The organism is Pseudoalteromonas 'SMAR' (assembly GCF_048515945.1).
Taxonomy (GTDB): Bacteria; Pseudomonadota; Gammaproteobacteria; order Enterobacterales; family Alteromonadaceae; genus Pseudoalteromonas.
On record NZ_JBLWMW010000049.1, the window covers coordinates 1 to 22,894 of the forward strand.

Below are 22,894 nucleotides of genomic sequence, written 5' to 3' on the forward strand. Positions count from 1 at the left end.
GCGACCCCCGGCGTGACAGGCCGGTATTCTAACCAACTGAACTACCACTCCGCAGCGTATTTTTTGCAGTGTTTGCTGTAGGTTGTGCTCCCTGACAGCGGCGTGAATAATACGAATGACCCCCTCTTGAGTCAACCGTTTTTTGAAAAAAAACCGTGTTTTTTAGTCATCTTTCATTGAAAGGTTCAAAATATCACCTGATTTATCATTTTTTGAGCCATTATCTTCCGAGTTATTTTCAGAGCCACCTAACTCATCCAGATCTATGACTTCTTCTTTCTTCTTGAATGGGTTTTTTAACTTAAGCGTTGGTAACGATAATTTGATTGGTTTTTTCTGTACAAAAACGCGGATAGCCAGCCAACCTAACAACATCACCACCACGTTGCCAAGCACGATGATAGTAATTAACATTGCTGTGCTTAATGCCGGTTCGGGCTCTAGCTTAGGCTTTAATGCCCCTTGCTCAGGGCGCTCAATAGCAGCAAGCTCAGGCACCTTTTCAATGGGTCGCTCAATCTCAAATTTGTAATCGGGTAAAACCGCCATAAATTCGCGGCCATTAATGTTTTCGCCAAATACTGATAGCTCAACGGTGTAGCGTCCCCAGTCATAGTTTTTTATTGCCAACTGGCGATACAGGCGCTCAGTTGCGTCAAGCGTAAACATTTGCTCTTCGCCATTGGGATAAAACACTTTACCTTGAAATATAATGGTTCCAGGCTTCACCACTGAGTCATCAATCTTGATGGTAAGGCCATGCTCAAGCTCATTTTCACCGGCTAACATTAGTTCAAAGTCAAAGGGCGGCTCAGCAATAATAATGGCTGGCTTGACCACCCGACGCTTTAAAATCGGAGTTTCAATAAAAAATTCAGGCTGCCACTCCCCGGCTGGAAAGTTCAATTTAAACTCGCCGGTAAAAATGCCGTCGAGGGGGCGCTCATCAAAGTCACGACCATCGTCTTTAAAATCAGTGACACTTTGTGTACCGGCACCAAAGTTGGCGTACTCATCGTTGTTGGTGCTGGTAAATTCAACACACAAGGTCACCACGTCACGAAAATAACCCACGTCAATGGCTTTGCCGTCATTGGTTACTTGCCCGGTAATTTTCAGGATCTCACCACGAAACAGTAATGGCGGTAATGCTTCAACTTCCAGTTCGATATCGCCCAGTACCATGATGCGGCTATTCTCTTGGATTTTACCGATCACCTGCCAAGGGCCTGGGGTGGGATTTTTGATGATAATGAGGTCGTAACTGACTTCATCGTACCATTGTAAGTTTTCATTTTTCAGTGCGTGAGTGGCATAGAATTTACTGCCATCGGGCTTCACTAAAACAACGGCAGGAGAGCCTGGGGCGCGAAAGAATAACAGGGTAATCTCTTCGACATTGTGATCGATGCGAAAACGGTTGTCCAACAGCGGAATTTCATTCACTTCACCGTCGCGTTCAAGCATAGTGATTTGCGGTGTTTCAGCATGACCTAAGATGCTAAACAATAACAAAAAGCCCCAGACAAGCTGTTTTAGATTCATGCAATTATCCTAGTCATTCGCTGCGCCTAGCGTCTTAGAGGCGCTTAGTCATTTTTATTTATTGGTGCCACAAGCTTTGACCGCTGGCTTTATCAACTAACTCCATTCGCTCAAGGTGTGCTTGTTCTTCATCGGCCGTTGCCGCCAAAACTTTAAGGGGCGCTCGATTGGCGTCTAGGCGAATAATGCCACCAGCAGAATTTTGCTGATCCTGATTGCTTTGATTGGCAAGATTGAGCTTCTTTTGTCCGCCAGTCATGGCCAAGTAGACATCGGCTAAGATTTCCGAATCCAGCAAAGCGCCATGTAACGTACGTTTAGAGTTATCGATATCATAGCGGCGACATAAGGCATCCAAGTTATTTTTTTGTCCTGGGTGAAGGTCTCGCGCCATTTTTAACGTATCGAGCACATCGCAATATTGATGCGTGTCTGGGTAGCCTTTATTAAGCTTGGCAAATTCATGATCCATAAAGCCAACATCGAACGGCGCGTTGTGGATCACCAACTGTGCTCCTTTTATGTAATCAAAAAACTCTTGTGCAATTTGGTGGAAAAACGGTTTATTGCGTAAAAACTCGTTGGTAATACCGTGAACATCGATGGCTTCTTCTTCAATATCGCGCTCAGGATTAATGTAGACGTGAAAGTTATTTCCGGTTAGCCGGCGATTAACCAATTCAACACAACCAATTTCAATGATGCGATGGCCCGCTTTTGGATCAATACCCGTGGTTTCTGTATCCAGTACTATTTGCCGTGTGTGCATATCGTTGCCCGCTTAACTTTGTTATCATTTTACCTAATCTGCACATTTTACATAAAAATAGGTCAATTCGTGCAAAAAACCGTAGAGATTTATACTGATGGCTCTTGTCTGGGTAACCCAGGCCCAGGTGGCTATGGGATTTACCTTTCCTATCAAGGCCATGAAAAGCAACTTAGTGCAGGTTATCAACTCACTACCAATAATCGCATGGAGATGCTCGCCACCATCGTTGCGCTCGAAACGCTTAAACGCCCCTGCGATATTATTCTCTATACTGATAGCCAATACGTCAAACAAGGCATTGAATCTTGGCTCGCTGGTTGGAAAAAGCGCAATTGGAAAACGGCGTCAAAACAACCGGTAAAAAATAAAGACCTATGGCAACGCTTGGACGCGGCAGCGGCACGACACAATATCGACTGGCGCTGGGTGAAAGGTCACGCAGGCAACAAATACAACGAACTGGTTGATGATTTAGCCCGTGAAGCGGCGTCGGGCAGCGGACTGTTAGTGGATGAAGGCTACCAAGCCAACGCCTGAGTAATAGGCCACTAGTCGAACACTGGCTTTCAGGCCCTTCCCCACTCTTTAACTCTACTCTTTATCTTGGCAGGTTTGTCGCAGACCTGCGCTTTTCACCGCTGGAGCCCATTTTGGCTTGGCATGCCATTTGGGTTTTATCGGCGTCAATGGCATCACTCGTTTTCTTGCCACTAACAAATACACACTCCCCATTGGCTTTAAGTAATGGCGACAAAAGCGCCGCCACGGAGCAAAACGTGAAAGCCTTGAGCCTCGGGCTAGCGAAGCATGAATAAATCGCTCATCACCGACAATTTCAAAGCCAAGCAAATCAAGCCAATCTTTCACTCGAGAAGGAGTAAAGAAACGTCCTGACCAAGGCAGCTTCTCGCGACTAAAAGGCAGCATTTGCGCCGCACCACATAGGCTGAATGGGTTAAAACCAGAGATCACAATGTAACCACCTGGAATTAATGTCCGGTGTGCTTCGCGCAGAATATGGTGAGGGTCTGAGTGGTATTCTAAGCATTGACTTAAAATACAGGCATCTACCGAGTTTTCATAAAAAGGCAATTCATCCACCTCAGCAAAGACGCCAACGTGCTTACCTTCTGGTGCAACACATACTTGGTGCTTAATTGGGCTTGCCGAGGTATCGAGTTGGCCACTCAAGCAGCCGAGTTTGAGCATATGATAACCAAACATTCTCGGCAGCCATGCATCTAAGCGCTTTTGGATCCCCACCTTCAAGTACTCACCATGGGGGAAATCCTGCCATACGTCTGGCTTAGGGCCTTGTAGAAAAGTTAACGCTGGTTTCATTTGCTGAGCTCGTTATACTGGTGTTATGGATCACTTTATAGAGCATTGCAGTATGGTGCAAGTCGACGCAATTAACGCTTTTACCGACAATTATATTTGGGCTATTAAAGATACCGACAACGGTTGTTGTTGGGTCGTTGACCCAGGTGATGAACAGCCGGTGTTGGCGTATTTACAACAACAGCAACTCAGCCTAGCTGGAATTTTGGTCACCCACCATCATTGGGATCACACAGATGGTATCGCAGCGCTACAACAAGCCTTTCCAGAGCTTACGATTTATGGTCCCAGTCAGGGAAAGTTTCAAGGTATTACCCATGGCCTCAGAGAGGGAGATAGCATCACGGTTGCAGGGGTGACACTTAATGTCGTCGCCACTCCTGGCCATACACTGGATCATATTTGCTATGTTAACGAGGGTATCGCTTTTACTGGAGATACCTTGTTTAATGCTGGCTGTGGTCGTTTATTTGAAGGCACAGCAACGCAAATGTGGCATTCATTTACCAAGTTACTTGCTTTACCAGAAGATTGCGTCGTGTATTGCACCCATGAATACACACTGGCGAATCTTGAGTTTGCTCAGGCCGTTGAGCCCGACAACCGTGCACTGCAAGACTATCAGCAACAAGCTCAAGCCCTAAGAGCGCAACAACAAGCAACGGTTCCCACCACCATTGGCATGCAAAAAGCCATTAACCCATTTGCTCGTGCCGACCGCGACGACATTTTGCTACAGGTGCCAGAGCAATTTATTAACCAGCGCAATTCCCCTGAAGCGCGATTTGCAGCCTTGCGCCGTTGGAAAGATAATTTTTAGTCTAACCAGCCATACTGGTTGTTACAAAAGCGCTTAAGTTCAACCAGTTTAGCGTACAGCTTTACCTACGTGATTGTTGTGCTGTGGCTTACAGCACAACCTTAATAATTTTGCTAAGAAACTTTAAATAATGACACAAAGTCGGTAACATTGCCGGGTTTTTGTCCGAACCTCTAGCGAATGAACCATTTATGAAAAAGCTTGCCTTTATTGTTGCTACATCTGCAGTATTAAGCGGTTGTCAAATGACCGCTGAAACGGCTTTAGAGACAGCCACCAAACAAGTTGAAAAAGCCGATTTAAACCACGCCAGCCCCTATGATGTTGCACAATCATTAAGCTCTTCGTGGCAAGATGAACAACCAGAAGTGGTTCCTGTATTTGATGATGTTTGGCAGCGGATCCGTTATCAGCTTTCGATTGAGGTGCCTCAGAATCGTCCGGTGGTGGCTGAGCGCAATTATTATCAGCGTCACCAAGCCTACTTAGACCGCATTGCCAAGCGCGCAGAGCCCTACCTTCACTACATCGTTGAAGAAGTTGAAAAACGCAATATGCCGGTTGAGATTGCCTTGCTGCCTATCGTGGAAAGTGCCTTTGATCCGTTTGGCTATTCTCATCGTTCAGCCTCAGGGATTTGGCAGTTTATGCCGCAAACCGGTGAGCGCTTCAACCTTAAGCAAAACTGGTGGTACGATGGTCGTCGCGATATTGTCGCCTCTACGCAAGCGGCTTTGGACTACTTAACCTATTTACACAAAACTTTGGAAGGTGATTGGTTAAACGCCATTGCCGCCTACAACTCAGGGGAAGGCCGACTACTTCGCGCGATCCGCAAAAACCGTAAAAAGCACCTGCCAACCGATTTTTGGTCTTTGGACTTACCTCGTGAAACCACCGCCTACGTGCCCAAGCTGTTGGCGCTTTCTGATCTATTAAAGCGCTCAGAAGAGTTTAAGGTGACCTGGCAACCAATCATTAATGCTCAGGTGGTTGATCTGGTAGATGTTGGCTCACAAATCGATTTGGCATTAGCCGCCGAAATGGCAGACATTTCATTAACTGAATTGTATCGCCTTAATCCCGGTTTTAACCGCTGGGCCACCGATCCTGATGGTCCGCATCAACTACTGCTGCCAATAGATAAGGTGGAAAACTTTAAACAGCAGTTGGCAAAAACCGCAGTAAAAGACCGATTGCGCTGGCAATATTATAGCGTTAAACGCGGCGACAGCTTATCTGTGGTAGCGTCTAAATTTAATACCAGTATCAGCGCAATTCGCTCATTAAATGACATTAACGGCAATATGATCCGCGTAGGTCAAAAGCTATTAGTCCCGCTAAGCGAGGGTGAGCTGCAAAGTGAGCACTTACCTGACGAAGTACGAGTTGCCGCCAACAAGGTCTCGAAGAAAAAACTGAGCCACACTGTTAAGTCTGGCGATACCCTTTGGGATATTAGTCGCGAATACGATGTTACGGTAAAACAGCTAGCCCGCTGGAATAAGCTCAAAACCAACACGGTATTGCGCCTTGGACAAAAGCTCACTGTGTATAAAAATAATAACGCCAAAAAGCGCACCGTGTTGTCTAATCAAGAGCGCACCATTACCTACAAAGTACGTAAAGGCGATTCACTGGCCCGTATCGCCACTCAGTTTGGCGTGAGTGTTAATGACATTATTAAATGGAATGATCTTGCCGGGCAAAAATACCTCCACCCAGGTCAAAAACTCAAGCTAAAAGTGCAAACTAAGCGAGTCTAATACGAACGCTCGGAGTAAGGCTTAGCGCCTTACTCCGAGCCATCAAGCTATACGCTTTTTGCGTACTCCTCGAGCCAAGGCTTGGTTGGCTCCCACGGCTCAAAATGCTCACAGGCGTCAATGTCTAACCGCGGCTGCACTCGAGTGGCATTTAGTTCACCGATCAGCTCATCAATTTGCTTACCCGCGCCACAATATGTATCGCCATAACTGCTGTCACCCAGAGCAATCACCGCCACCTGCTTATCGGTGAGCATGGGAAATTCGCTTTGCATCTGTAAAAAGAGCGGCAGTAAGTTATCTGGGATATCGCCAGAGCCAGTGGTTGAAGAGATAAAAAGAATGTTATCGGCTTGCTTCAACGCCTCAATAGTTGGCGGTTCAATGACATTGGCTTGATGCCCTGCTTGATTTAAAAATGCAATACAGTCTTGCGCCAAGTTTTCAGCATTGCCGTACATACTTCCGACAAAAATAGATATCGTCGCCATTACTTATAGTCCTTCTCGTTATTAGGCCAGCCCAATTCGGCTAAAACAGCCAATGCCGCTTCGCCCAAATCAGCGGAAATGGAAATGGTTTGCTTGCTGTAAGGGTGAACAAATTCCAGTTGCGTTGCAAACAACATCAGCCGCCGCAGGCCAAAATGCTCAATAAAAAAGTGATTATGTTTATTATCGCCATGATTCACATCACCAATAATGGGGTGTGAAAGGTGGTTTAAATGGCGTCTAATTTGATGTTTGCGCCCCGTTTTAGGGAAACACTCCACTAAGGAGTAGCGAATACTGGGGTACTTACCAAAAGCAATAGGGAGACTTGCCTGATGTAAACAATTGACCTGCGTTTGCGCTTGCTGCGGTGCTTTATCTTGATCCGCGAACTTATCGGCAATTTTATCCAGCTCTTCTTTTAATGGTTTATCAACCCAGGTAGACGCTGGGGCAAAGCCACGTACCATCGCCAGGTAGCGCTTTTTAATTGCACCCGCAATGAATACTTCATTCATTGCTCGCGCGGCCTCTGAGCTTAGGGCAAAGAGCAGCACACCTGAGGTTGGTCTATCTAGGCGATGGACAGGAAAAACATGCTGACCGAGCTGATCGCGTAGCATTTGCATCGCAAACTGGGTTTCACGCTTATCTAAAAATGAACGGTGAACTAATAACCCAGATGGCTTGTTAATGGCCACATAATCGCTATCCTGATATACAATTTCTAACATGCTTAGCCTTTAGCAAATGACTTATCTAGCTGCTTTAAACATTGGTGTACGGCATTAAAATAAAGGTGTTCACTCAACGTGATTTCAGCCATGGGGGCTATCGCCATGTTGCTTGGTAAGGGCGCATCTGCCGCTAACATGTCACGCACTTTAGGGAGAAAAACAAACTGTAGCCATTGCTCAAATGCCATGGTGTCGCAACAAAACGGTTCTGTAGAGGCGTATGCCGTTGCTGGCAATGGCTCAGACTGCCAAAGCCCTGCGGCTTTTAAGCATGCTTCAAGCTCGTCTAGCTGGGTAGCTATTTCTACATTCATAGGGCTGACCCTTAAGGTTTTTCTTTATTATATCTGGCTTTAAGATACAACAGAAGTACGCTGCCAGAAAAGCTGTTAGGCTTATCAGCCCCCACAAAACTCGCTATAATTGCGCCAACGAACGAATTAATTAATGATAGAGATGCTATGACAGCGCAAATTTCCACTTTAGGTGAATTATTAACTAACGCCGGAACGCAGTGGCGTGTTTACGACATGGGCCGTCGCATAAATAAAATAGATAAACAGCAATTTGCGCAAATAGAGCAGACTCAAGCCCCCTACCCGTATCCATTGAGTGGTCATGCCATTCTGGCGATTCAATTTTGGGATAATCAGGCAACGTTAGACCCGTATGTTTGGTTTTTAAAGTTTCCTCTTGATGAGCAAAGCAAACTGGTCATTGCCAGCCGTGATCATTTTGCTTCCATGGTATTAGAGGCGCTGGGGAACGAGCTTACCGGGGAGGCAGCACAAGGTAAGCTCGACAACAACCCGTATGTGTTCAAGCCCAATGCCAATAAGCTTGCAGCATTTAACGCCCTTATGAAGCGCGAATTAAACCGTCCCGCTTCGCAATACTACGAACACGCCGAACTTTACTTTTCTGGTAAGCTGGGTTTTGAGCAGTGGCAAGATATCGCCTTGCAAGGCATCGCCGATTTTGCATTACGCTTGGACCATGGCAACAATAGCCAGTATTTGCGCTCTGCATGGCCCAAGTTACCACAGCAGGTGCAAACGCCTTTAGCGGCGATGCTTGAGCATGTCGCCGTCAGCACAGCACAAACTGAAGACTTTTTGGCACAGTTACAGTCAGCTTGTAAGCAAGCAAATAGCTCTGTGGCCATTAGTAATTTAAGAGCCATGTCGGGCAGTCACGCTCTGGGATTAATAGCGCAAGCGGTTGATGATATTCTAGTGTCGCCACTGGCAGGCGATGTTGATTGCTTGCTAACCATCGCTGGCCGCGCGTGGGAAACATTAACGGAGCCACAACGACTGATGACTTACATGGAAAAGGTAGCTGAAAACCAACAACTGGAGGGATTGTTTAATAGCGTTTTTGCCGACCTTGTTGCAATCCCAATGTTGCGCCCTCATCTACTAGGTATTATTCGGGCTGAAAATCGTAGTGAAGTATTATCACGCGCAATTGGAAGGTTATTCTCTTAAATGACAACGTTATGGCTTTTTATTCTGGTATTTGCGGCTATTGCCCTGTTTTGGTATAGCCGAAAAGTTGCTGAGGCAGCGAATCGGCACGCTCAACATCAGGCACAGACTCTTGAAGTACAGCTATTAAGTGTTGCCTGCGTTAAGCGCAGGTTTGGCGTGTTGCGTAACGGCCAGCTGGGAATAAAAAGTCAGTTTATCTTTGAGTTTAGCTCTGATGGCGAGTCAGCCTACCAAGGTAAGTTGTATCTAGAAAACGAGCGATTAGTCAACAAAGACTTGCCAGCCTATCGTTTAGGGGGATAGCCGCAGCGGCTTTGTGATTACGGTTAAATAAAAATATCTAGGTAGGTAAAAAACTAAGGCGCTAGCCTTGATGCTGCGCCTCAATTCTGACGATTATCCCAAGAGGTATCCAATCCCTCAACAACGCGCTATCGCCCGTATGCAATCCGCCATTCTTCTTCCCCTGAACGGGTATATACTCCGACTTACCCGTTAACTCATCCATGAATAAGTCCTCTAGCACATCCAGTGCCTATCCCTATTTGCCTTCAATGGCATCCACTTCGCTTCATGCGCTCCTAGCCGCCTTGGCTTCCTCTTCGCCTATCCATTTGCGCTCCCTATTAAGGTTACGTCCTGTAACTTATCCACTTCGCAGCGTTCCGTACCGCGCTCCCTCTTCCTGAGCCTTGCTCTTCCCTTTCAACACGTCCATGCTCCTCTTCGCGTCCTGCGCTCCTAATCACCTCCTGTGATGTCCCTGTCCTTAGTGAAGCTCCGCCTCACACTCCTCTCCTCGAGTTCCGGTTCGTCCTTGCCTTGTCGATAACGGCCTTGTTTTGCTGTCAAATTCCATATCCTTTGACGCTTGAGCTTCTGCTCTTGTGTTTCCCTACACTATGAAGTCTACGCAAGTTACCTGAATTTGGCAGGATGCGGATCACAATTAATTATTAGCAATAAAAAGGTAAAAAACAGAATGTTCTTAAAAAACAATAGATAAGTACCAATGGCAACTACAAACTCGGTCAAACAAAACGCCTTCACGCACATCCATGTGAGATATTTCTTACGGCATTATTTCCATAGTTGCTATTTGTCTTTAAATAGCAACATGCCTTCAACAGCGCTAAAGGCTAGCGTTTGCAGTGGTTGGTAGTGATGAGTAGCAAAAAATTGCTCTTGCCCTTTTTGAGTAATAAACACAGCCATGCCTTTGCTTTTGTCACTTTGTGCTAATAGGTCGTCTAAGGCTTGCAATAAGTAATGCCCATGACCCTGCCCTTGACACTGAGGGTCAACCGCAATAAGCGATAAAAAGTGATAGGGTTCATACTCTTGCAGCGCTGAGCGAATGGCTTTTTCTTTTTCTATGAGTTGTTGAGTTTGTAAGTACCCTGCACTTAGCATCAACCGCAGGCGCCAATGCCATTGTCTGGATGCCTCTAGTTGCTCGCCATCGGCAATGACACAAGCTACGGCCAACAGCCGTTTATCCTCGTACAATCCCACCATGGGCTGACCAGTTTGACTAAAAGAAGAAAGTTCTTCGCGGATAAGTGCTCTGAGCTTTTTTTCAAAATCGAGCTCGTGTTTTGCCTCTAACACTTGTTTTAACAAGGGATCATCGTGGTAAGCTTTGTATAACACGCTTGCGGCAATATTGATGTCTTCTGGGTGTAAATATTCCACCACTAAATTAGCCGTGGGAGTCTGCTCTGACATGGAAAGTTCCTTATTGTTATTGGGTCGATGCTAAGACCATTGCGGCCACGGATCATCGCCAGTTCAGTTCATCGTTGTTAAGCTGACGATGTATCAGTGATTGTGAACGCTTTTTCACCACAATCACTTGCCAAAGTTTTTGCAACCACCTTTACTATAGTAAGTGAGTAAAATTCAAGCAAATAGAGGGGATACAAAATGGATACTAGTCGCCACACGATGAGCACGTTATTCTCACAGCTAGGTCTAGATAACTCACCCGAGGCAATCTCACGGTTTGTTAAAGAGCATCATTTACCCGAGGGCATGCTGTTAAGCCAAGCGCCTTTTTGGAATGAAGGACAGCGCCACTTTATTGAGGAGTCGTTAGCGCAAGACGCGGACTGGAGCGAAATGATTGATGAACTAGACGCCATGTTAAGATAGCGTCTATATAGCTCCTAAACACACTTGGTGGTATCATCCGCAGCCATGATTAATGCCTGTTTAGGAGCTGTTATGCATCCCGTTGTCGCCAGCGCCATTAAAAAACTTGTTCAAAGTGGTAAAACTCCAACTGTTGCGCTCACCAAAAGTAAATTGTCACAACCGGTGGCAATGCCAGAGATCATTGCGGCAATCGCAGCTTATAAGCAAGACCCCAGTTGTGTCGAGCAGTTGCACGAAGAGCCTGCTGAGCACCAAGTAGCCACACAAACCCAGCTGGATCGCATTGAAGCCAAGCTTGATAGATTACTTGCGCTGTTGGAAAAGTCGTAATGTTTGTCGTTGATTTAACCTTTGATTGTTATACCGAAACCACCCTTGATGCTGCTGAGCAAGCCATCAACCGAGTAGTCAACGCCTTGCGCTTTAATGGCCAGATTATTGGCGATGAATTTCCCACGGTGTTAAAAGATGGTTTTTTTGTCACCCGTGTGATGTGTCCAGAAGAAGACTCCTTACATCCGCTCAACCACAGCCCATTTGTTAAATTTGCTGTTGAGCAATTACAACAGTCAGGGCTGCTGGCACCTAAAGTGAAAGTGATTGGCCAAGACATTCATGCTAACAGTGCCGATGCTTGCGACTCGCCGTCCAGTTATATTCTTTATACCACCTATGTTCATACCTGCAGCCCGCTGTACTGTGGCGACGACTTTTTACCTGTGCCTTTGTATAAGGTACCAGCCATTGCTAACGGCGATTACAAAGCGCTGATCAAGTGGCAAGAAGACTGGCAAGCCTGCGACCAAATCCAAATTAACGGCGCTACCCGCTGTGAGTTTGCCGCACTTGAGGAGATCTCCAGCCCCGAGAGTGACTTGTTCCGCCGCGGCATGGATTTAAGCAAACGCCTGCGCTACCTAACCAAAAAGCCGGTGTACTATTATTTGTATCGCGTCGGTGGTGAGAGCCAAGCCACAGAGCAGCAGCGCAAATGTCCCAGTTGTCAGGGTGACTGGCTGCTCGATGCCCCTTGGTTTGGCCTGTTTGATTTTCGTTGTGACACGTGCGAATTGGTCTCCAATATTTCTTGGGACTTCCAATAACGCATGCTTTGTTGGTCAGTTAGCTTGGGTAATTATCGATAAGAATAGTAACAAAGTCAGCCATGGAGTCTGCCAAACGGTGGTGCTGTGGCTTACCCACAAACTCTAGTCCCACTTGTCCACTGGCAACATCAACGGAAAGCAGCAGATCCTCGGCTTCTGTGAGCCCGATAAAAACCGTCTCTGGCTGCTTCAGTCGCCGTTTCATTAAAATATGGCCGGTGATATTTTGTTGTAACCGGTCAAAGTCTTCTTCATTCCACGCTTGCAGTAGCTCAATCTGTTTGCCTTCAATAAAGGCCGTAATGTTGCCGGCAAAAAAAGCGCCGTAAAAGCTCTCAAGGCCTTCGGGAAAGCGGCACTCAAGCGCCGTTGCTAACGCCGCTAATGACCCCTCAGGGTGTCTTGCGTGGGCTTGCCATTTAATTTCATTAAGTTTCGACGGTTCGCCTACTTCACAAGGGCTCGGCCATGCTGGATCATGTTCCACTGTGGGTAGTGATTGGGTATGTTGTTGCTGATAATGGCTATGGGCCTGATGTAACGCCATCATATCGGGCTGCAAAGTCATAAATGCGCTCTCTTATTTTGTCGACAACGAATATTCGCTATAATGGCGCCATTGTAACGAGATTTGAATTAACATGACAGACTACAGCAATGCTCCCGAGCTCCAGTCATCGGTACTGGGTAAAACCACTGACTATGCTAGCAGCTATACGCCAAGCTTACTGCATCCGATTGCGCGCAAACTCAACCGCGATCAGATTGCCGTTGACGAAACCAACTTGCCGTTTAAGGGCGAGGATACGTGGACAGGGTATGAGCTTTCTTGGCTGAACCCCAAAGGCAAGCCACAAGTGGCCGTTGCCAGTTTCGTTTTCCCCTGTCAGAGCTCACACATCATCGAATCTAAGTCATTTAAGTTATACTTGAATAGCTTTAATCAAAGTCGCTTTGAGTCTATGGCGGCAGTACAACAAACCCTCAAGGCTGATCTGTCTGAAGCTGCCAACTGTGAGGTGTCTGTGACCTTATATGGGCCAGAGGAGTACGACTGCATCCCTTTCACTGCACTGCCGGGGACGTGCATTGATGATCTCGATATTAGCGTTGACAGCTATACGCCTAATAGCGCGTTACTGCAAACTGCCAGTGATAAGGTGGTTGAAGAAACACTGCACAGTCACTTATTAAAGTCGAATTGCTTGATCACCTCGCAACCGGACTGGGCCAGTATTGTGATCCATTATCATGGACCACAAATTGACCGCGAAGCACTGTTAAAATATTTAATCTCTTTTCGTGACCATAACGAGTTTCATGAACAATGCGTTGAGCGCATTTACTGTGAACTGTGGCGTGCGCTAAAACCGCATAAGCTCAGTGTGTATGCTCGTTACACCCGCCGTGGCGGCTTAGACATTAACCCTTTCCGCTCGAGCGAACACAACCAAACGCCTTATAAGGTACGCATTAACCGTCAATAAGCTTCAACTCGCCAGGCCCTTGCCTAGCGTTACTGCGCGGGAGTTTTCTCAACGGGAACGGTAACCGAGCAAACATCGGTGTGATTTGGCCTGCTGACAAACCACTCGCCTACACGGTGCTTACGCGCTGCGATAAGCTCAGTAAAAAGCGCCGTATCGGTTTTTAAGCGTTTAAATTGTGGTCTTTTTTCCAAATCTGCCAGCACCGAGACCTGTTTAATCAGGTTAAAAGGCTTGTCGGCTGTCGGTGCTCTGTCCAGCTTTTGAATGTGTTCCATGCCTGCGATAAGTTGCCCAAACACCGTGGTATTTTTATCCAAGTAGCGCTGTGGTGTTAAAGTAACATAAAACTCGGTACCGCCACTGTCGACATCGTTACCGCGAGCCATAGCAAATGCTCCAGTACAGTGCGTCATCCACGTCTGTGTTCCCTGTTCATTTTGTGCCACAGCAAAGCCATTTAAAAAACCACTGTTGGCGGCATAACCGTCGACTGCATTGATGGAAGTAATCGTCAGCGGCGACTCAGAGTGATAAACAAACTCTTGGGTAATGGCTTTTTTGCCTTGCTTAGGGGCTTTTTTCCCCTCCATGTCTCCGCCTTGGGCAACAAAATTCTCCACAAAGCGATACATGGATAAACCAGTGTAAAAGTTCTCCCGAGCTAAGGCTTTGATGTTTTTTACGTGGTTGGGAGCAAGCTGAGGGTTTAGCGCGATGTAAACCGGGCCCGTTGCTAGGCTAATCTGTAAGATATTCTCAGGGTCTAAACGCTGCCAATCTGCGTCACTGGCAGCAGCCACAATTTCACTGGGTGAACGGTTTGATTGCTCTTGTGCCAGCGCATTCCCGGCTAGGGCCGCCCCCAACATGGTCAATAACAGTGCGTTTTTCATTATTATTTTTCCTTATTTATTTAGCAGGAGCACCTCGTTTCAGCGCCGAGGCTTACTCATCATCCCAATCAAATTTGTACAGTAAATCAATACTGTCGTATAAACCGCTGGTTGCTTCAATATAAAACTTTGAAAAAACCCGATAGCGCAGCGCAATTTCGTTCATTGAATCAAACACACCGACGCGATAACTCACTTGGACATTGGGGGTGATGTAGCCCGACACTTCCACTTGGGTATCGTCGCCACTGCCTTTGGCACTTAAATTAACATCTCGCAACCCTAAAGATTCACCGGCCTGAGTCAAAAACCCTTCACTGCGGTCGATCCCTTGCGACAGTAAAAACTGCGTCAGTAAGGCATTGTTAGAGGTTTCAGATTCCCCTAATGGCTCGCCATTTAACAAGTAAGACAAAGCTTTAGCTTGATCCATGGCAGGCTCAGAAAACACCGTTAGTCGCGGCTTGGCCGCACTGCCGGTTAAATCGACCCCAGCAATAACATCATTGGCCGTGGTGGCCGGGTTACGAATGGCGCGAATATTAAGGTAGGGCTTATCTAAGGCACCATTGAAGCCGATTTGCCCTGTTTTAATTTGTAAGTCTTGGCCAAAAGCTCGGTACTTCCCTTCTCGTAACTGCAACTCCCCAGTTGCCAGTAATGGTGACGTCAGTTGCTTTTGTAGCTCAATACTGCCGGTGACAAAGCTATCTAACCCCAGCGCTTTCACTCTAAAGTCATCTGCCACACTCACCTGCAAATCAATGGCGTGCTGCACAGGGACAGACATAGGCGCTTTGGCTTTGCTATCAATGATGATTTCATCACTGGTTTTAGTCGTCACACCGGCAGGTAATGACTCAATATTGACACGACCAAATGGCACATCCACGGAGCCAGTCACTCGTGCGATGTTGTCGCGGTATGATAATGACAACTTAGGAGACACCATCATTTCAATGCGAGAGTCTTGTTGGATATAGATATTGTCACCATCCACCTTCAGTGTCGCAGCGAGCGCCCGAGACCAATCAAACTGGCCATCCAACTGGACTCCCCCACCGCGAGTGGTAGCGAGTTGCCCTTGTAGCTGCGCGGTGGTGGTATTGAAAGACATTTGTATCGCGCCACTGTCTATTTCAACTGGTAAAGAGTTGGAGCGCATAGCCAATTGCTGTAGCTCCACTTGTCCTGACATTTGTGGTGCGGATAAGCGTCCAGCCAATTCTACTGCACCGGTGATCTCCCCTTCGAGGTTAATATCTTGACCGCTTACCCGGCTGATAAGACCGCTTAAGCGGGGTAGCTTGATGGCGGCAATAGTAACCTTACCAGCCAAAGCAGGATCGGATTGTGCCAACGGCATGGTCATGGTGCCGGTAAACTGCCCCAGAGTGTTTGAGTCCATTTGCCATGTGGTATTCAACTGCTGCTTATTGGTCTGCACATCGGCATTAAATTGTGAAATGGCAAAACGTTGGCCTTGGCTGGTTAAGCTGGCTTCGTTGACCGTAACCTTGCCATCAACTGCTTGCAATTGGCCACCTTGCCATTGCAACTCAGCACGAGCCTGTGCCAAGCCTTGCAATTGCATGTTTGTTGCAAGCCAAGGTTGGATCTGGGTCAACTCCAGCGCCTTAAGTGCTAGCTGCGCTTGACCACTTTCTCCTTGTTGCTGGGCGCTGTAGCAAAGATTGGCATCGGCCAATTGCCAACACTGCTGCCCCAGCGCCAACTGCCCGCTGAGGTAACTTATTTTGCTCGGCGCTTGCAACGCTATGGTTTGCCCTTTTGCGGTCATTTCAGCACTGGCTAGCTGCCCCTGCCAACCCTGTGGAGACGCACTGCCTTGTGCCTTTATAGTAGCCACCACGTTGGGGTCACGAACGGTGATGGTGGCCTGATGCTGTTGCTGACCGCCCTTAACTTGAATACCCAAATTTTCGAGTTCATATCCCGCCGCGCTGAGTTGTGCCACTGCCAGCTGCAGCTGTCCCTGAGCGGCCTGATCGCGGTTCCACTGACCACGTAAGCGGGTATCTGTAAGAGAAATATCTTGGTAATTCAGCCTAGCTAAATCGACATTCCCTGACAGAGTTGGCAAGCTTGATTGTCCATCGATATAAACTTCACCTTGGCCTTTGATTGCAACAGGCAGCAGCGCATTGGCGCTGTGGTCGAGTTCAACCAGCAGTGCTAAATCAAGCTGACGACCAAGCTCACCACTGAGGGTGATTTTGCTATTGCCGTATTGAATTACACCACGCTGTAAATCTCCTTGTAGGTGCTTATCAAGGTTAAGGTCGGCCTCTACCTGAAGCGGCTCACCGGCCACTTTACCGTTCAAGTTGAGCTGCTTAATATCCAGCGCCCAGTTGTCTTCAGCGGATTCAAAGGCGACATTCAGCTGGCCATTTAAGACATCGTCCGGTGCCATTGCCATCTGGTATTGCACCAGCCCGAGTAGGTTATCGATAGGAAGCGATGACGCGCTGGCATTGAGCTCTGCAGCAATGCCATTTAACCATTTAAGTTGGCCATTTGCGCTCAGCTGTGATTGCCCAGCTAGGAGCTGCAATTCAGTGAGCTCAAACTGATGTAAATTACCACGGCCTTGCAAGTTAGCATTGAATTCGCCAAGCCCTTTTGCCGAAGCGTTAATATTGGCTGTTAATTGATAGTCATCGGCATCACCTGAAAGGTTAATTTCCGCCTGAGATAGTTGGCCAAATTCGGTATTATTGGTTACTAGCGTGTCTAACTGCGCTGCCAAGGTGAAAGGCCAGTTTTCTTGCGCCGTATTCACAGAGCCTTGTAGGTGCGCAGTGGCTACTCCTTGAGTATTCAGAGTCAATTGCAGCTGCTGGCCTAAATGGCCTTGTAACTCTACCCTGGCTAAGCCCTTCGGGTGGCTAACTAGGGTGTGGCTACGAACAGCCCAACTCTGCAGTTCAACGGTTAGGCTGGAACTTAAATACCACTGCAAATAATTCACTCTGGCTTCTTCAATGCGTAAGGTTTGTCCGACCTCCAGTTGCTTAAGCTGTAGCTGCTGCAAGCGCTGCTTATCAATGAGCAGCTCTGCCAGCGTTAACTCACCAATGTTAGCCTCAATAGGCAAAGTTACTTGGGGCAGTTGCAGCGGTGGCAATGACTGAATTGGCGCTGCGCTGCTGCGCGATGGTGGCGCGTCTTGCTGATGAGTTAGCAGCTCAAACTTGGCAATGGAAAGCCAAGGCAGCGACAGTTTATCAGCAACCATTTGCCCTTGACCTGCGACATCGCTGACGGTCATTGTCATGGCCGGATTTTCGAAGCGCAGCTTCGCGACGGCTAAGCGCTCAATCGCCACACTCACAGGTAGACGAATGGTTTTATTTTCAGTGTGTTGCGATTCAGATTCAGTGGCGCTCTTTTGCTTTACTGCAATGTTCTCGGCCCTTATATCCAAACACACAGTTGCACAGCTAAACAGCGAAAGGCGTATATGGGTATCATCTACCCGCAGTCTGGTATTGGCATTTTCAAAGCGCAGGTTAACACTACCACCGGATAGAATTCGCTGCTCAATTTGCTCAACCTGTAACCCACTGACTGTTTGGTTGGCCAGCCATACCAGAGCCTGTTGCCCGGGTAAGGTGAAAAACAGACAAACCAACAACAAAAATAGCCCTGCCAACACACTGGCAAGCTTAAAGGAAAGGCTTTTCAACGACATCAAATCTCAGGTCCTATAACAATACTCAGACGGGTGCTTTTACTTTCTTTGGTCAGGCCCCAAGCGTGGTCGAGGCGAATGGGACCCACTGGAGTCAAATAGCGAAAACCAAACCCAGCTCCTACTTCCCAATCATCTGAGAAGTCGTTGGTGGCGGTACCCACGTCGCTAAACAGCGCCACGCGCCAGTTAGGGTGGAATTGATAATTATACTCTACCGATGCGGTGGCTAGGTATTTACCACCAATGATTTTTCCTTCCTGATCACGGGGGCCTACTGATTCATAGGCAAAACCCCGAATGCTTTGATCTCCCCCAGCAAGAAAGCGGTGATTAAAAGGGATTTTTTCGATGTCCTCGGTGACGATGGCACCTAAATCCACTCGACCAATAAATAAGTGACGCTCATCAAGGTCGCGGATCCAAGCATTGTTCCAACGTACTTTCAGCATATCGGCAGAAGAAAGAAAGTCGTCTCCCGCCACTTCAACAGATAGCAAACGCTCGTTACCCCAATAAGGTAAAGCACCACCTTTACTTTCTTTTTTTAAATAGCTGATCCCCGGAATGAGCATTTCGGTACGCTGTTTATCATCCCCCTGCTGTGTGGTTTCATGTTCGCGTTTAATAAATGCCGTTCTCACCCAGTCATCTGCGGTAAGCCACTGTCGCTGTAACTGAATATTCCAGATTTTACTATCAATGCCCTCGGTGACCTGATCTTGTAATTGATATCCTCCTAGCACTCGCCAGACATCATTATTTGGGTCATCAACCGGGATGGTGTAGCTGGCAGTAATATCCTGCTGCTTTTGCGACATCCGCAAATTAGATTCAAAGGAATGACCGTCCTCGGTGATCCAGGGCTTAAACCATTTAAAGCGCAATTTAGCGCCAACATCATCACTGTAACCGCCCCCCACTTCAAAGCTATTGGCGGGCTTATCGGTGACACTGACACGGATTGGGATCTGTGAACCGTGGCGCTGCTTTAATAAGGGGTAAACCTTGATGGCACTAAAATAAGGCGTTTCGTTAAGCGCCAAATTAAAGTCCGCCAGCAGGCTTGCCTTGAATGGTTCTCCTGGTTGAAATGGACTTAGGGAGGCAATGTAAGATTTTGCCTTGGTGTCGCCAGTGATATCTAGCTCACCAAACTGATAGCGCGGCCCAGTATCGACGATAAGCTTCGCCGCAGCAAAACGGTTCTTTTTATGAATAAGCAATTTAGCTTCTTGCCATTGAAAATCAAAAAAGCCCAACTCTAACAGTTCGCTTTCAAATTGGCTTTTGCTCTGCTGATACTTACTGTGGTTAACCTGTTGACCTGCTTTAATGGCTAAATCAGCAACCTCTTGCTGCAAGCGGGCTAGCTGTTGCCCAGCACCAAGCAGTTTAACGTCAATGGCTTGCCAAGTTAACGGCGGCTCTAATTGTGCGCTGACTGCCAAGGTAGTATCTTGCTGCTTTACTTCCAAGGTATAGTGGTAATACCCCAGCGCTTCTAATGCATGGCCTATTTCGACTCGGATCTCTTTTAGAATTCGGGCATTGAACGCTTTTCCTTTGAAAGAAGCCAAAAAGCCACTGATGTTGTCTTTAGCCGCATCGTTGTCGACACTGACAACGATAGACTCGATACCAGTGGCTGTGGTTTGTGGCTCAGCTTCAGCCTGCCATGCGCCAACAGCGAGCAGCAATGTAACACCTAACAATAAAAACCGCTTCATTGAATCATTTTTACCTAAACTAAAAAACTTACATGGCGATAGCAACATTGTGCTTGGTAAATACAAAACTGTAAAACAGCTTTTAGTAAAGTTATTAATATTAACCAATCAAACCTTAACCCCAAGTGTATTTGAGCTGCATGGAAAGCTCAGCGCTGGCAGCGCAACATTTATTTACTCACACTACTTTTTATTTCTATGCAGATGACGGACAATAGCCATAAGTGAACACCTAGAGTATAACTATGCAATTCCCAAATGATGATAATGGCGAATTACTTGCTGAAATCGCCGCGGCAGGCGTAGACCTGAGCCAAATGCAAACCATCGACTTTTTTATTTTATTTGAAAAGTCGGAAGATGCTAAACGCTTTATGACTGCTATTGCTGAGGATGAATTGGCACCTAAAACCAAACTACAGCAATGCCCTGATACCGGGGTGTGGGAAGTGGTGACCAGTGTTGCTATGGTACCTCATCACGAGCTATTGGGACAAACAGAGCAGTACATAGAAAGCATTGCCAATAGCCATGAAGGCTATGGTGATGGTTGGGGCCTAATGGCCGAATAACCTTCAAGCGGACAGCTAGCTTTTGTCCGCTTTCCTATACCCGCCTTGGTAGTCAAACAACTTATCTGAGACTTGCCAACCAAACTTTTTATGCAGTTTGGCAATCACAAAATCGGGGGCAATTAACTCACTGTCATTCACCTCCGCCGCACTCTGCCACTTTTTATCAGCGACAGTGGACTTTTGCCGTTTACCAAACTGTTGATTAAACCGGTAAACGCTCTTGGGGTTATTAAAATCGTATACCTCACTGCAGCTGGCGCCATCTTCATCGTAGTAAGTAAGCTTTAGCTTATTATTGCTTAGGGTTTCTCCGCTTAAGCCACTGCAGCGCAGTACCATGGCATGCTTTAAGTTAAGCGCCGCGCGCAGTTTGTCATCTGGATCGGCCATCAATTCGTTGCAGGCATGGCACTGTCTGGCAGCAATATCGTTCTCCGCGCCACAGCTATCGCACTGTTTAAACTTAAAACGATAATCACACTGTTGGCTATGGCCATCGTCATCTTCAAGTAAGCCTTGGCAACGGCGACCAAAATGCTCTATTAGCTGACCTTGTTCATCGGTTTTTCCCCAAAATATGTTGGCAAAACCACAACCTGGGCAAAGCACCTGCACTGGCTCGCTATCTGAATCGGGCTTTTTGCTGCCCACTTCTGGTGCAAACAGGTCAAAATCATTGCCAGCATAATCAATCACTAAGCAATTTTTTTTACCCTTGTCCAAACGCAGGCCCCGCCCGACAATTTGTTGATATAAGCTCACTGACTCTGTGGGGCGTAATATGGCAATGACATCCACGTGTGGTGCATCAAAGCCGGTGGTCAGTACCGAGACATTCACCAAGTATTTCAATTGTTTCGCTTTAAACCGGGTAATGATGGTATCTCGGTCATGGGAGTGAGTGTCTGCGGTGATCAGTGCCGCTTGGCACTCTGGTAAATAGCTTATAATCTCTTTGGCATGCATCACCGTAGCGGCAAAAATCATTACTCCTTGGCGGTGTTCACCCAGTGATAATACATGCTCAATAATACTTTTGGTGGCACGCGTTTGCTCAGTTAATAATGTATTGACGTCCTTTTCATTAAAGCGGCCGAAGCTGTCGCTGGTTAAGCAGGAAAAATCATAATTCTCTACGGCCGGGTCGAGTTTATTTGGTGGCGTTAGATAGTTATGTTTAATCATATAACGCAGTGGTAATTCGTAAATGCACTTAGCAAAAGGAGCCGATTTATCGCCTCTAATAAAACCATGATAATGCTGATGATAAATCCAGCCCATCCCTAAACGATATGGGGTAGCCGTGAGCCCCAATACTTTTAATTCTGCATTATATTGCTTAAGTTGCTGTAATATTTGTTGATATTGGCTAGTTTCATCACCACTGACACGGTGGCACTCATCAATAATAACCAGCGAGTAGAACTCATTTAATTCGTGCAGATTTCTTGATAGCGATTGTACACTGGCAAACGTAACTTGGTGCTGTAAGCTTTTTTGTTTTAAACCAGCTGAGAAAATACTAGCCTGTAATCCATAACTGCTGTATTTCTCAGCATTTTGCTCTACTAATTCTTTTACGTGAGTCAGCACTAATATTTTATGTTTTGCCAAGCGTGCCAGCTGTGCAATCACTAAGCTTTTCCCCGCTCCTGTAGGCAGCACAATAACTGCTGGAAGGCTGGATTGACGAAAATGAGAAATGGTATTTTTTACAGCATCTTGCTGATAAGGTCTTAGGGTGTAAATAAGCACCTCAGTGTACGCGGTGAGTATACAGTAGTCTGCATAAAATGAGCCTGGTGAACAGGCTCATTTAGCGATATTAAAATAGCGGAAATCTTGAGGTATTCTAGAATGTATTAATAATAACACTCTCAATTAAATTTAAGCCTCTTCGCTCTTAATGGACATTACGTTTAGATAAGGTAGTCTTCTAGGTTAACACCTTGGAACGCTTTTGGGGTTTTACCACGGCCAGTCCATTCAACCACTTTGCCATCTTTTTCAATACGGTATTTAGGCTGTACTTTAGTACGGCGATCTGCGGCAGTTGAGCCAACTAAATCTTCAACTGTCAGTCCTTTTTCTTTTAGCATTGCAAGCACTTCTTGTTTTGCTTGTTGCTGTTCCTTTTGCTCTTCAAGTGCTTTTTCGATTAATTCTGCGGCTTTTTCTAAATCGTTGTAGCTGGCATTTTTGATAAAAGACTTTATTTCGCGCATTGACACACTCTCATTTTGCTTAGGTTTAATAATAT

At 46.6% G+C, this 22,894-nt stretch carries 23 protein-coding genes; 10 read left to right on the plus strand and 13 right to left on the minus strand.

Annotated features, from left to right (window positions below):
* Positions 1-162: 162 nt before the first annotated feature.
* On the minus strand, positions 163-1,545 hold the full coding sequence (locus ACNKW2_RS16615; RefSeq protein WP_419149559.1) for a TIGR03503 family protein: 1,383 nt from the start codon (positions 1,543-1,545) through the stop codon (positions 163-165).
* A gap of 58 nt (positions 1,546-1,603) precedes the next feature.
* Positions 1,604-2,314, minus strand: coding sequence for a DNA polymerase III subunit epsilon (dnaQ, locus tag ACNKW2_RS16620; protein ID WP_419149560.1), 711 nt, complete (start codon positions 2,312-2,314; stop codon positions 1,604-1,606).
* 69 nt (positions 2,315-2,383) lie between these two features.
* Between dnaQ and rnhA the strand changes: the two genes are divergently transcribed.
* Positions 2,384-2,854, plus strand: coding sequence for a ribonuclease HI (gene rnhA, locus ACNKW2_RS16625; RefSeq protein ID WP_419149561.1), 471 nt, complete (start codon positions 2,384-2,386; stop codon positions 2,852-2,854).
* A gap of 54 nt (positions 2,855-2,908) precedes the next feature.
* Here rnhA and ACNKW2_RS16630 read toward each other — a convergent pair whose 3' ends face one another.
* Complete coding sequence (locus ACNKW2_RS16630) at positions 2,909-3,658, minus strand: class I SAM-dependent methyltransferase (RefSeq protein ID WP_336566962.1); 750 nt, start codon at positions 3,656-3,658, stop codon at positions 2,909-2,911.
* A gap of 52 nt (positions 3,659-3,710) precedes the next feature.
* Here ACNKW2_RS16630 and gloB point away from each other — a divergent pair, with 52 nt between their 5' ends.
* Together gloB and ACNKW2_RS16640 are read left to right on the plus strand one after the other, a co-directional pair.
* On the plus strand, positions 3,711-4,478 hold the full coding sequence (gene gloB / locus ACNKW2_RS16635) for a hydroxyacylglutathione hydrolase (protein ID WP_419149582.1): 768 nt from the start codon (positions 3,711-3,713) through the stop codon (positions 4,476-4,478).
* Between the two features lie 191 nt (positions 4,479-4,669).
* On the plus strand, positions 4,670-6,244 hold the full coding sequence (locus tag ACNKW2_RS16640; protein WP_419149562.1) for a LysM peptidoglycan-binding domain-containing protein: 1,575 nt from the start codon (positions 4,670-4,672) through the stop codon (positions 6,242-6,244).
* A 47-nt stretch (positions 6,245-6,291) separates the two neighbouring features.
* Here ACNKW2_RS16640 and ACNKW2_RS16645 read toward each other — a convergent pair whose 3' ends face one another.
* From ACNKW2_RS16645 to ACNKW2_RS16655, 3 genes are read right to left on the minus strand one after another with little or no spacing between them, the layout of a single operon-like run.
* Positions 6,292-6,735 carry a flavodoxin gene (locus ACNKW2_RS16645; RefSeq protein ID WP_419149563.1) on the minus strand — a complete coding sequence of 148 codons (444 nt, stop codon included), beginning with the start codon at positions 6,733-6,735 and terminating at the stop codon, positions 6,292-6,294.
* Positions 6,735-7,469, minus strand: a complete 735-nt coding sequence (truC, locus tag ACNKW2_RS16650) for a tRNA pseudouridine(65) synthase TruC (RefSeq protein WP_419149564.1) — start codon at positions 7,467-7,469, stop codon at positions 6,735-6,737. The genes ACNKW2_RS16645 and truC overlap by 1 nt, the downstream gene beginning before the upstream one ends.
* 2 nt (positions 7,470-7,471) lie before the next feature.
* The gene (locus ACNKW2_RS16655) at positions 7,472-7,786 is read right to left on the minus strand and encodes a YqcC family protein (protein ID WP_419149565.1); all 315 of its coding nucleotides are present in this window, start codon (positions 7,784-7,786) and stop codon (positions 7,472-7,474) included.
* 147 nt (positions 7,787-7,933) lie between these two features.
* Between ACNKW2_RS16655 and ACNKW2_RS16660 the strand changes: the two genes are divergently transcribed.
* Complete coding sequence (locus ACNKW2_RS16660) at positions 7,934-8,962, plus strand: DUF3549 family protein (protein WP_419149566.1); 1,029 nt, start codon at positions 7,934-7,936, stop codon at positions 8,960-8,962.
* Positions 8,963-9,268: a DUF3301 domain-containing protein gene (locus ACNKW2_RS16665; protein ID WP_419149567.1), complete on the plus strand. Its 306-nt coding sequence runs from the start codon at positions 8,963-8,965 to the stop codon at positions 9,266-9,268.
* A gap of 792 nt (positions 9,269-10,060) precedes the next feature.
* Here ACNKW2_RS16665 and ACNKW2_RS16670 read toward each other — a convergent pair.
* Positions 10,061-10,693: a GNAT family N-acetyltransferase gene (locus ACNKW2_RS16670; protein WP_419149568.1), complete on the minus strand. Its 633-nt coding sequence runs from the start codon at positions 10,691-10,693 to the stop codon at positions 10,061-10,063.
* A 198-nt stretch (positions 10,694-10,891) separates the two neighbouring features.
* On the opposite strand from ACNKW2_RS16670, the gene ACNKW2_RS16675 reads away from it, so the two are divergent.
* The 3 genes from ACNKW2_RS16675 (at position 10,892) to ACNKW2_RS16685 (ending at position 12,225) form a co-directional block, all read left to right on the plus strand.
* Entirely contained in the window at positions 10,892-11,119 is a 228-nt protein-coding gene (locus tag ACNKW2_RS16675) for a DUF2789 domain-containing protein (protein ID WP_419149569.1), read from the plus strand.
* 72 nt (positions 11,120-11,191) lie between these two features.
* Complete coding sequence (locus ACNKW2_RS16680; protein ID WP_336566975.1) at positions 11,192-11,452, plus strand: hypothetical protein; 261 nt, start codon at positions 11,192-11,194, stop codon at positions 11,450-11,452.
* Entirely contained in the window at positions 11,452-12,225 is a 774-nt protein-coding gene (locus ACNKW2_RS16685) for a Zn-ribbon-containing protein (protein WP_336566976.1), read from the plus strand. The genes ACNKW2_RS16680 and ACNKW2_RS16685 overlap by 1 nt, the downstream gene beginning before the upstream one ends.
* Before the next feature lie 19 nt (positions 12,226-12,244).
* On the opposite strand, the gene syd is transcribed toward ACNKW2_RS16685, so the two are convergent.
* On the minus strand, positions 12,245-12,796 hold the full coding sequence (syd, locus tag ACNKW2_RS16690; RefSeq protein ID WP_419149570.1) for a SecY-interacting protein: 552 nt from the start codon (positions 12,794-12,796) through the stop codon (positions 12,245-12,247).
* A gap of 73 nt (positions 12,797-12,869) precedes the next feature.
* Here syd and queF point away from each other — a divergent pair, with 73 nt between their 5' ends.
* Positions 12,870-13,715 (plus strand): NADPH-dependent 7-cyano-7-deazaguanine reductase QueF, encoded by an 846-nt coding sequence (gene queF / locus ACNKW2_RS16695; RefSeq protein WP_419149571.1) that lies wholly within the window; start codon positions 12,870-12,872, stop codon positions 13,713-13,715.
* A gap of 29 nt (positions 13,716-13,744) precedes the next feature.
* On the opposite strand, the gene ACNKW2_RS16700 is transcribed toward queF, so the two are convergent.
* From ACNKW2_RS16700 to ACNKW2_RS16710, 3 genes are read right to left on the minus strand one after another with little or no spacing between them, the layout of a single operon-like run.
* The gene (locus tag ACNKW2_RS16700) at positions 13,745-14,611 is read right to left on the minus strand and encodes a peptidylprolyl isomerase (RefSeq protein ID WP_419149572.1); all 867 of its coding nucleotides are present in this window, start codon (positions 14,609-14,611) and stop codon (positions 13,745-13,747) included.
* Positions 14,612-14,663: 52 nt separating this feature from the next.
* Positions 14,664-18,329: a translocation/assembly module TamB domain-containing protein gene (locus ACNKW2_RS16705; protein ID WP_419149573.1), complete on the minus strand. Its 3,666-nt coding sequence runs from the start codon at positions 18,327-18,329 to the stop codon at positions 14,664-14,666.
* Positions 18,329-20,059 (minus strand): autotransporter assembly complex protein TamA, encoded by a 1,731-nt coding sequence (locus tag ACNKW2_RS16710; protein WP_419149574.1) that lies wholly within the window; start codon positions 20,057-20,059, stop codon positions 18,329-18,331. The genes ACNKW2_RS16705 and ACNKW2_RS16710 overlap by 1 nt, the downstream gene beginning before the upstream one ends.
* Before the next feature lie 245 nt (positions 20,060-20,304).
* Here ACNKW2_RS16710 and ACNKW2_RS16715 point away from each other — a divergent pair, with 245 nt between their 5' ends.
* Positions 20,305-20,631 carry a ribonuclease E inhibitor RraB gene (locus ACNKW2_RS16715; RefSeq protein WP_419149575.1) on the plus strand — a complete coding sequence of 109 codons (327 nt, stop codon included), beginning with the start codon at positions 20,305-20,307 and terminating at the stop codon, positions 20,629-20,631.
* Between the two features lie 15 nt (positions 20,632-20,646).
* Here the strand turns inward: ACNKW2_RS16715 and radD are convergent, their stop codons facing one another.
* A complete protein-coding gene (radD, locus tag ACNKW2_RS16720; RefSeq protein WP_419149576.1) occupies positions 20,647-22,389 on the minus strand; it encodes a DNA repair helicase RadD in 1,743 nt (580 codons plus the stop codon).
* A gap of 164 nt (positions 22,390-22,553) precedes the next feature.
* The gene (locus ACNKW2_RS16725; RefSeq protein WP_336566984.1) at positions 22,554-22,859 is read right to left on the minus strand and encodes an H-NS histone family protein; all 306 of its coding nucleotides are present in this window, start codon (positions 22,857-22,859) and stop codon (positions 22,554-22,556) included.
* Positions 22,860-22,894: the final 35 nt, after the last annotated feature.

Bases quoted from the DNA above. Each gene is read 5' to 3' on its own strand.
- ACNKW2_RS16615 (WP_419149559.1), bottom strand. From the start codon at position 1,545: ATGAATCTAAAACAGCTTGTCTGGGGCTTTTTGTTATTGTTTAGCATC.
- dnaQ (WP_419149560.1), bottom strand. From the start codon at position 2,314: ATGCACACACGGCAAATAGTACTGGATACAGAAACCACGGGTATTGAT.
- ACNKW2_RS16630 (WP_336566962.1), bottom strand. From the start codon at position 3,658: ATGAAACCAGCGTTAACTTTTCTACAAGGCCCTAAGCCAGACGTATGG.
- gloB (WP_419149582.1), top strand. From the start codon at position 3,711: ATGGTGCAAGTCGACGCAATTAACGCTTTTACCGACAATTATATTTGG.
- ACNKW2_RS16640 (WP_419149562.1), top strand. From the start codon at position 4,670: ATGAAAAAGCTTGCCTTTATTGTTGCTACATCTGCAGTATTAAGCGGT.
- ACNKW2_RS16645 (WP_419149563.1), bottom strand. From the start codon at position 6,735: ATGGCGACGATATCTATTTTTGTCGGAAGTATGTACGGCAATGCTGAA.
- truC (WP_419149564.1), bottom strand. From the start codon at position 7,469: ATGTTAGAAATTGTATATCAGGATAGCGATTATGTGGCCATTAACAAG.
- ACNKW2_RS16655 (WP_419149565.1), bottom strand. From the start codon at position 7,786: ATGAATGTAGAAATAGCTACCCAGCTAGACGAGCTTGAAGCATGCTTA.
- ACNKW2_RS16660 (WP_419149566.1), top strand. From the start codon at position 7,934: ATGACAGCGCAAATTTCCACTTTAGGTGAATTATTAACTAACGCCGGA.
- ACNKW2_RS16665 (WP_419149567.1), top strand. From the start codon at position 8,963: ATGACAACGTTATGGCTTTTTATTCTGGTATTTGCGGCTATTGCCCTG.
- ACNKW2_RS16670 (WP_419149568.1), bottom strand. From the start codon at position 10,693: ATGTCAGAGCAGACTCCCACGGCTAATTTAGTGGTGGAATATTTACAC.
- ACNKW2_RS16675 (WP_419149569.1), top strand. From the start codon at position 10,892: ATGGATACTAGTCGCCACACGATGAGCACGTTATTCTCACAGCTAGGT.
- ACNKW2_RS16680 (WP_336566975.1), top strand. From the start codon at position 11,192: ATGCATCCCGTTGTCGCCAGCGCCATTAAAAAACTTGTTCAAAGTGGT.
- ACNKW2_RS16685 (WP_336566976.1), top strand. From the start codon at position 11,452: ATGTTTGTCGTTGATTTAACCTTTGATTGTTATACCGAAACCACCCTT.
- syd (WP_419149570.1), bottom strand. From the start codon at position 12,796: ATGACTTTGCAGCCCGATATGATGGCGTTACATCAGGCCCATAGCCAT.
- queF (WP_419149571.1), top strand. From the start codon at position 12,870: ATGACAGACTACAGCAATGCTCCCGAGCTCCAGTCATCGGTACTGGGT.
- ACNKW2_RS16700 (WP_419149572.1), bottom strand. From the start codon at position 14,611: ATGAAAAACGCACTGTTATTGACCATGTTGGGGGCGGCCCTAGCCGGG.
- ACNKW2_RS16705 (WP_419149573.1), bottom strand. From the start codon at position 18,329: ATGTCGTTGAAAAGCCTTTCCTTTAAGCTTGCCAGTGTGTTGGCAGGG.
- ACNKW2_RS16710 (WP_419149574.1), bottom strand. From the start codon at position 20,059: ATGAAGCGGTTTTTATTGTTAGGTGTTACATTGCTGCTCGCTGTTGGC.
- ACNKW2_RS16715 (WP_419149575.1), top strand. From the start codon at position 20,305: ATGCAATTCCCAAATGATGATAATGGCGAATTACTTGCTGAAATCGCC.
- ACNKW2_RS16725 (WP_336566984.1), bottom strand. From the start codon at position 22,859: ATGCGCGAAATAAAGTCTTTTATCAAAAATGCCAGCTACAACGATTTA.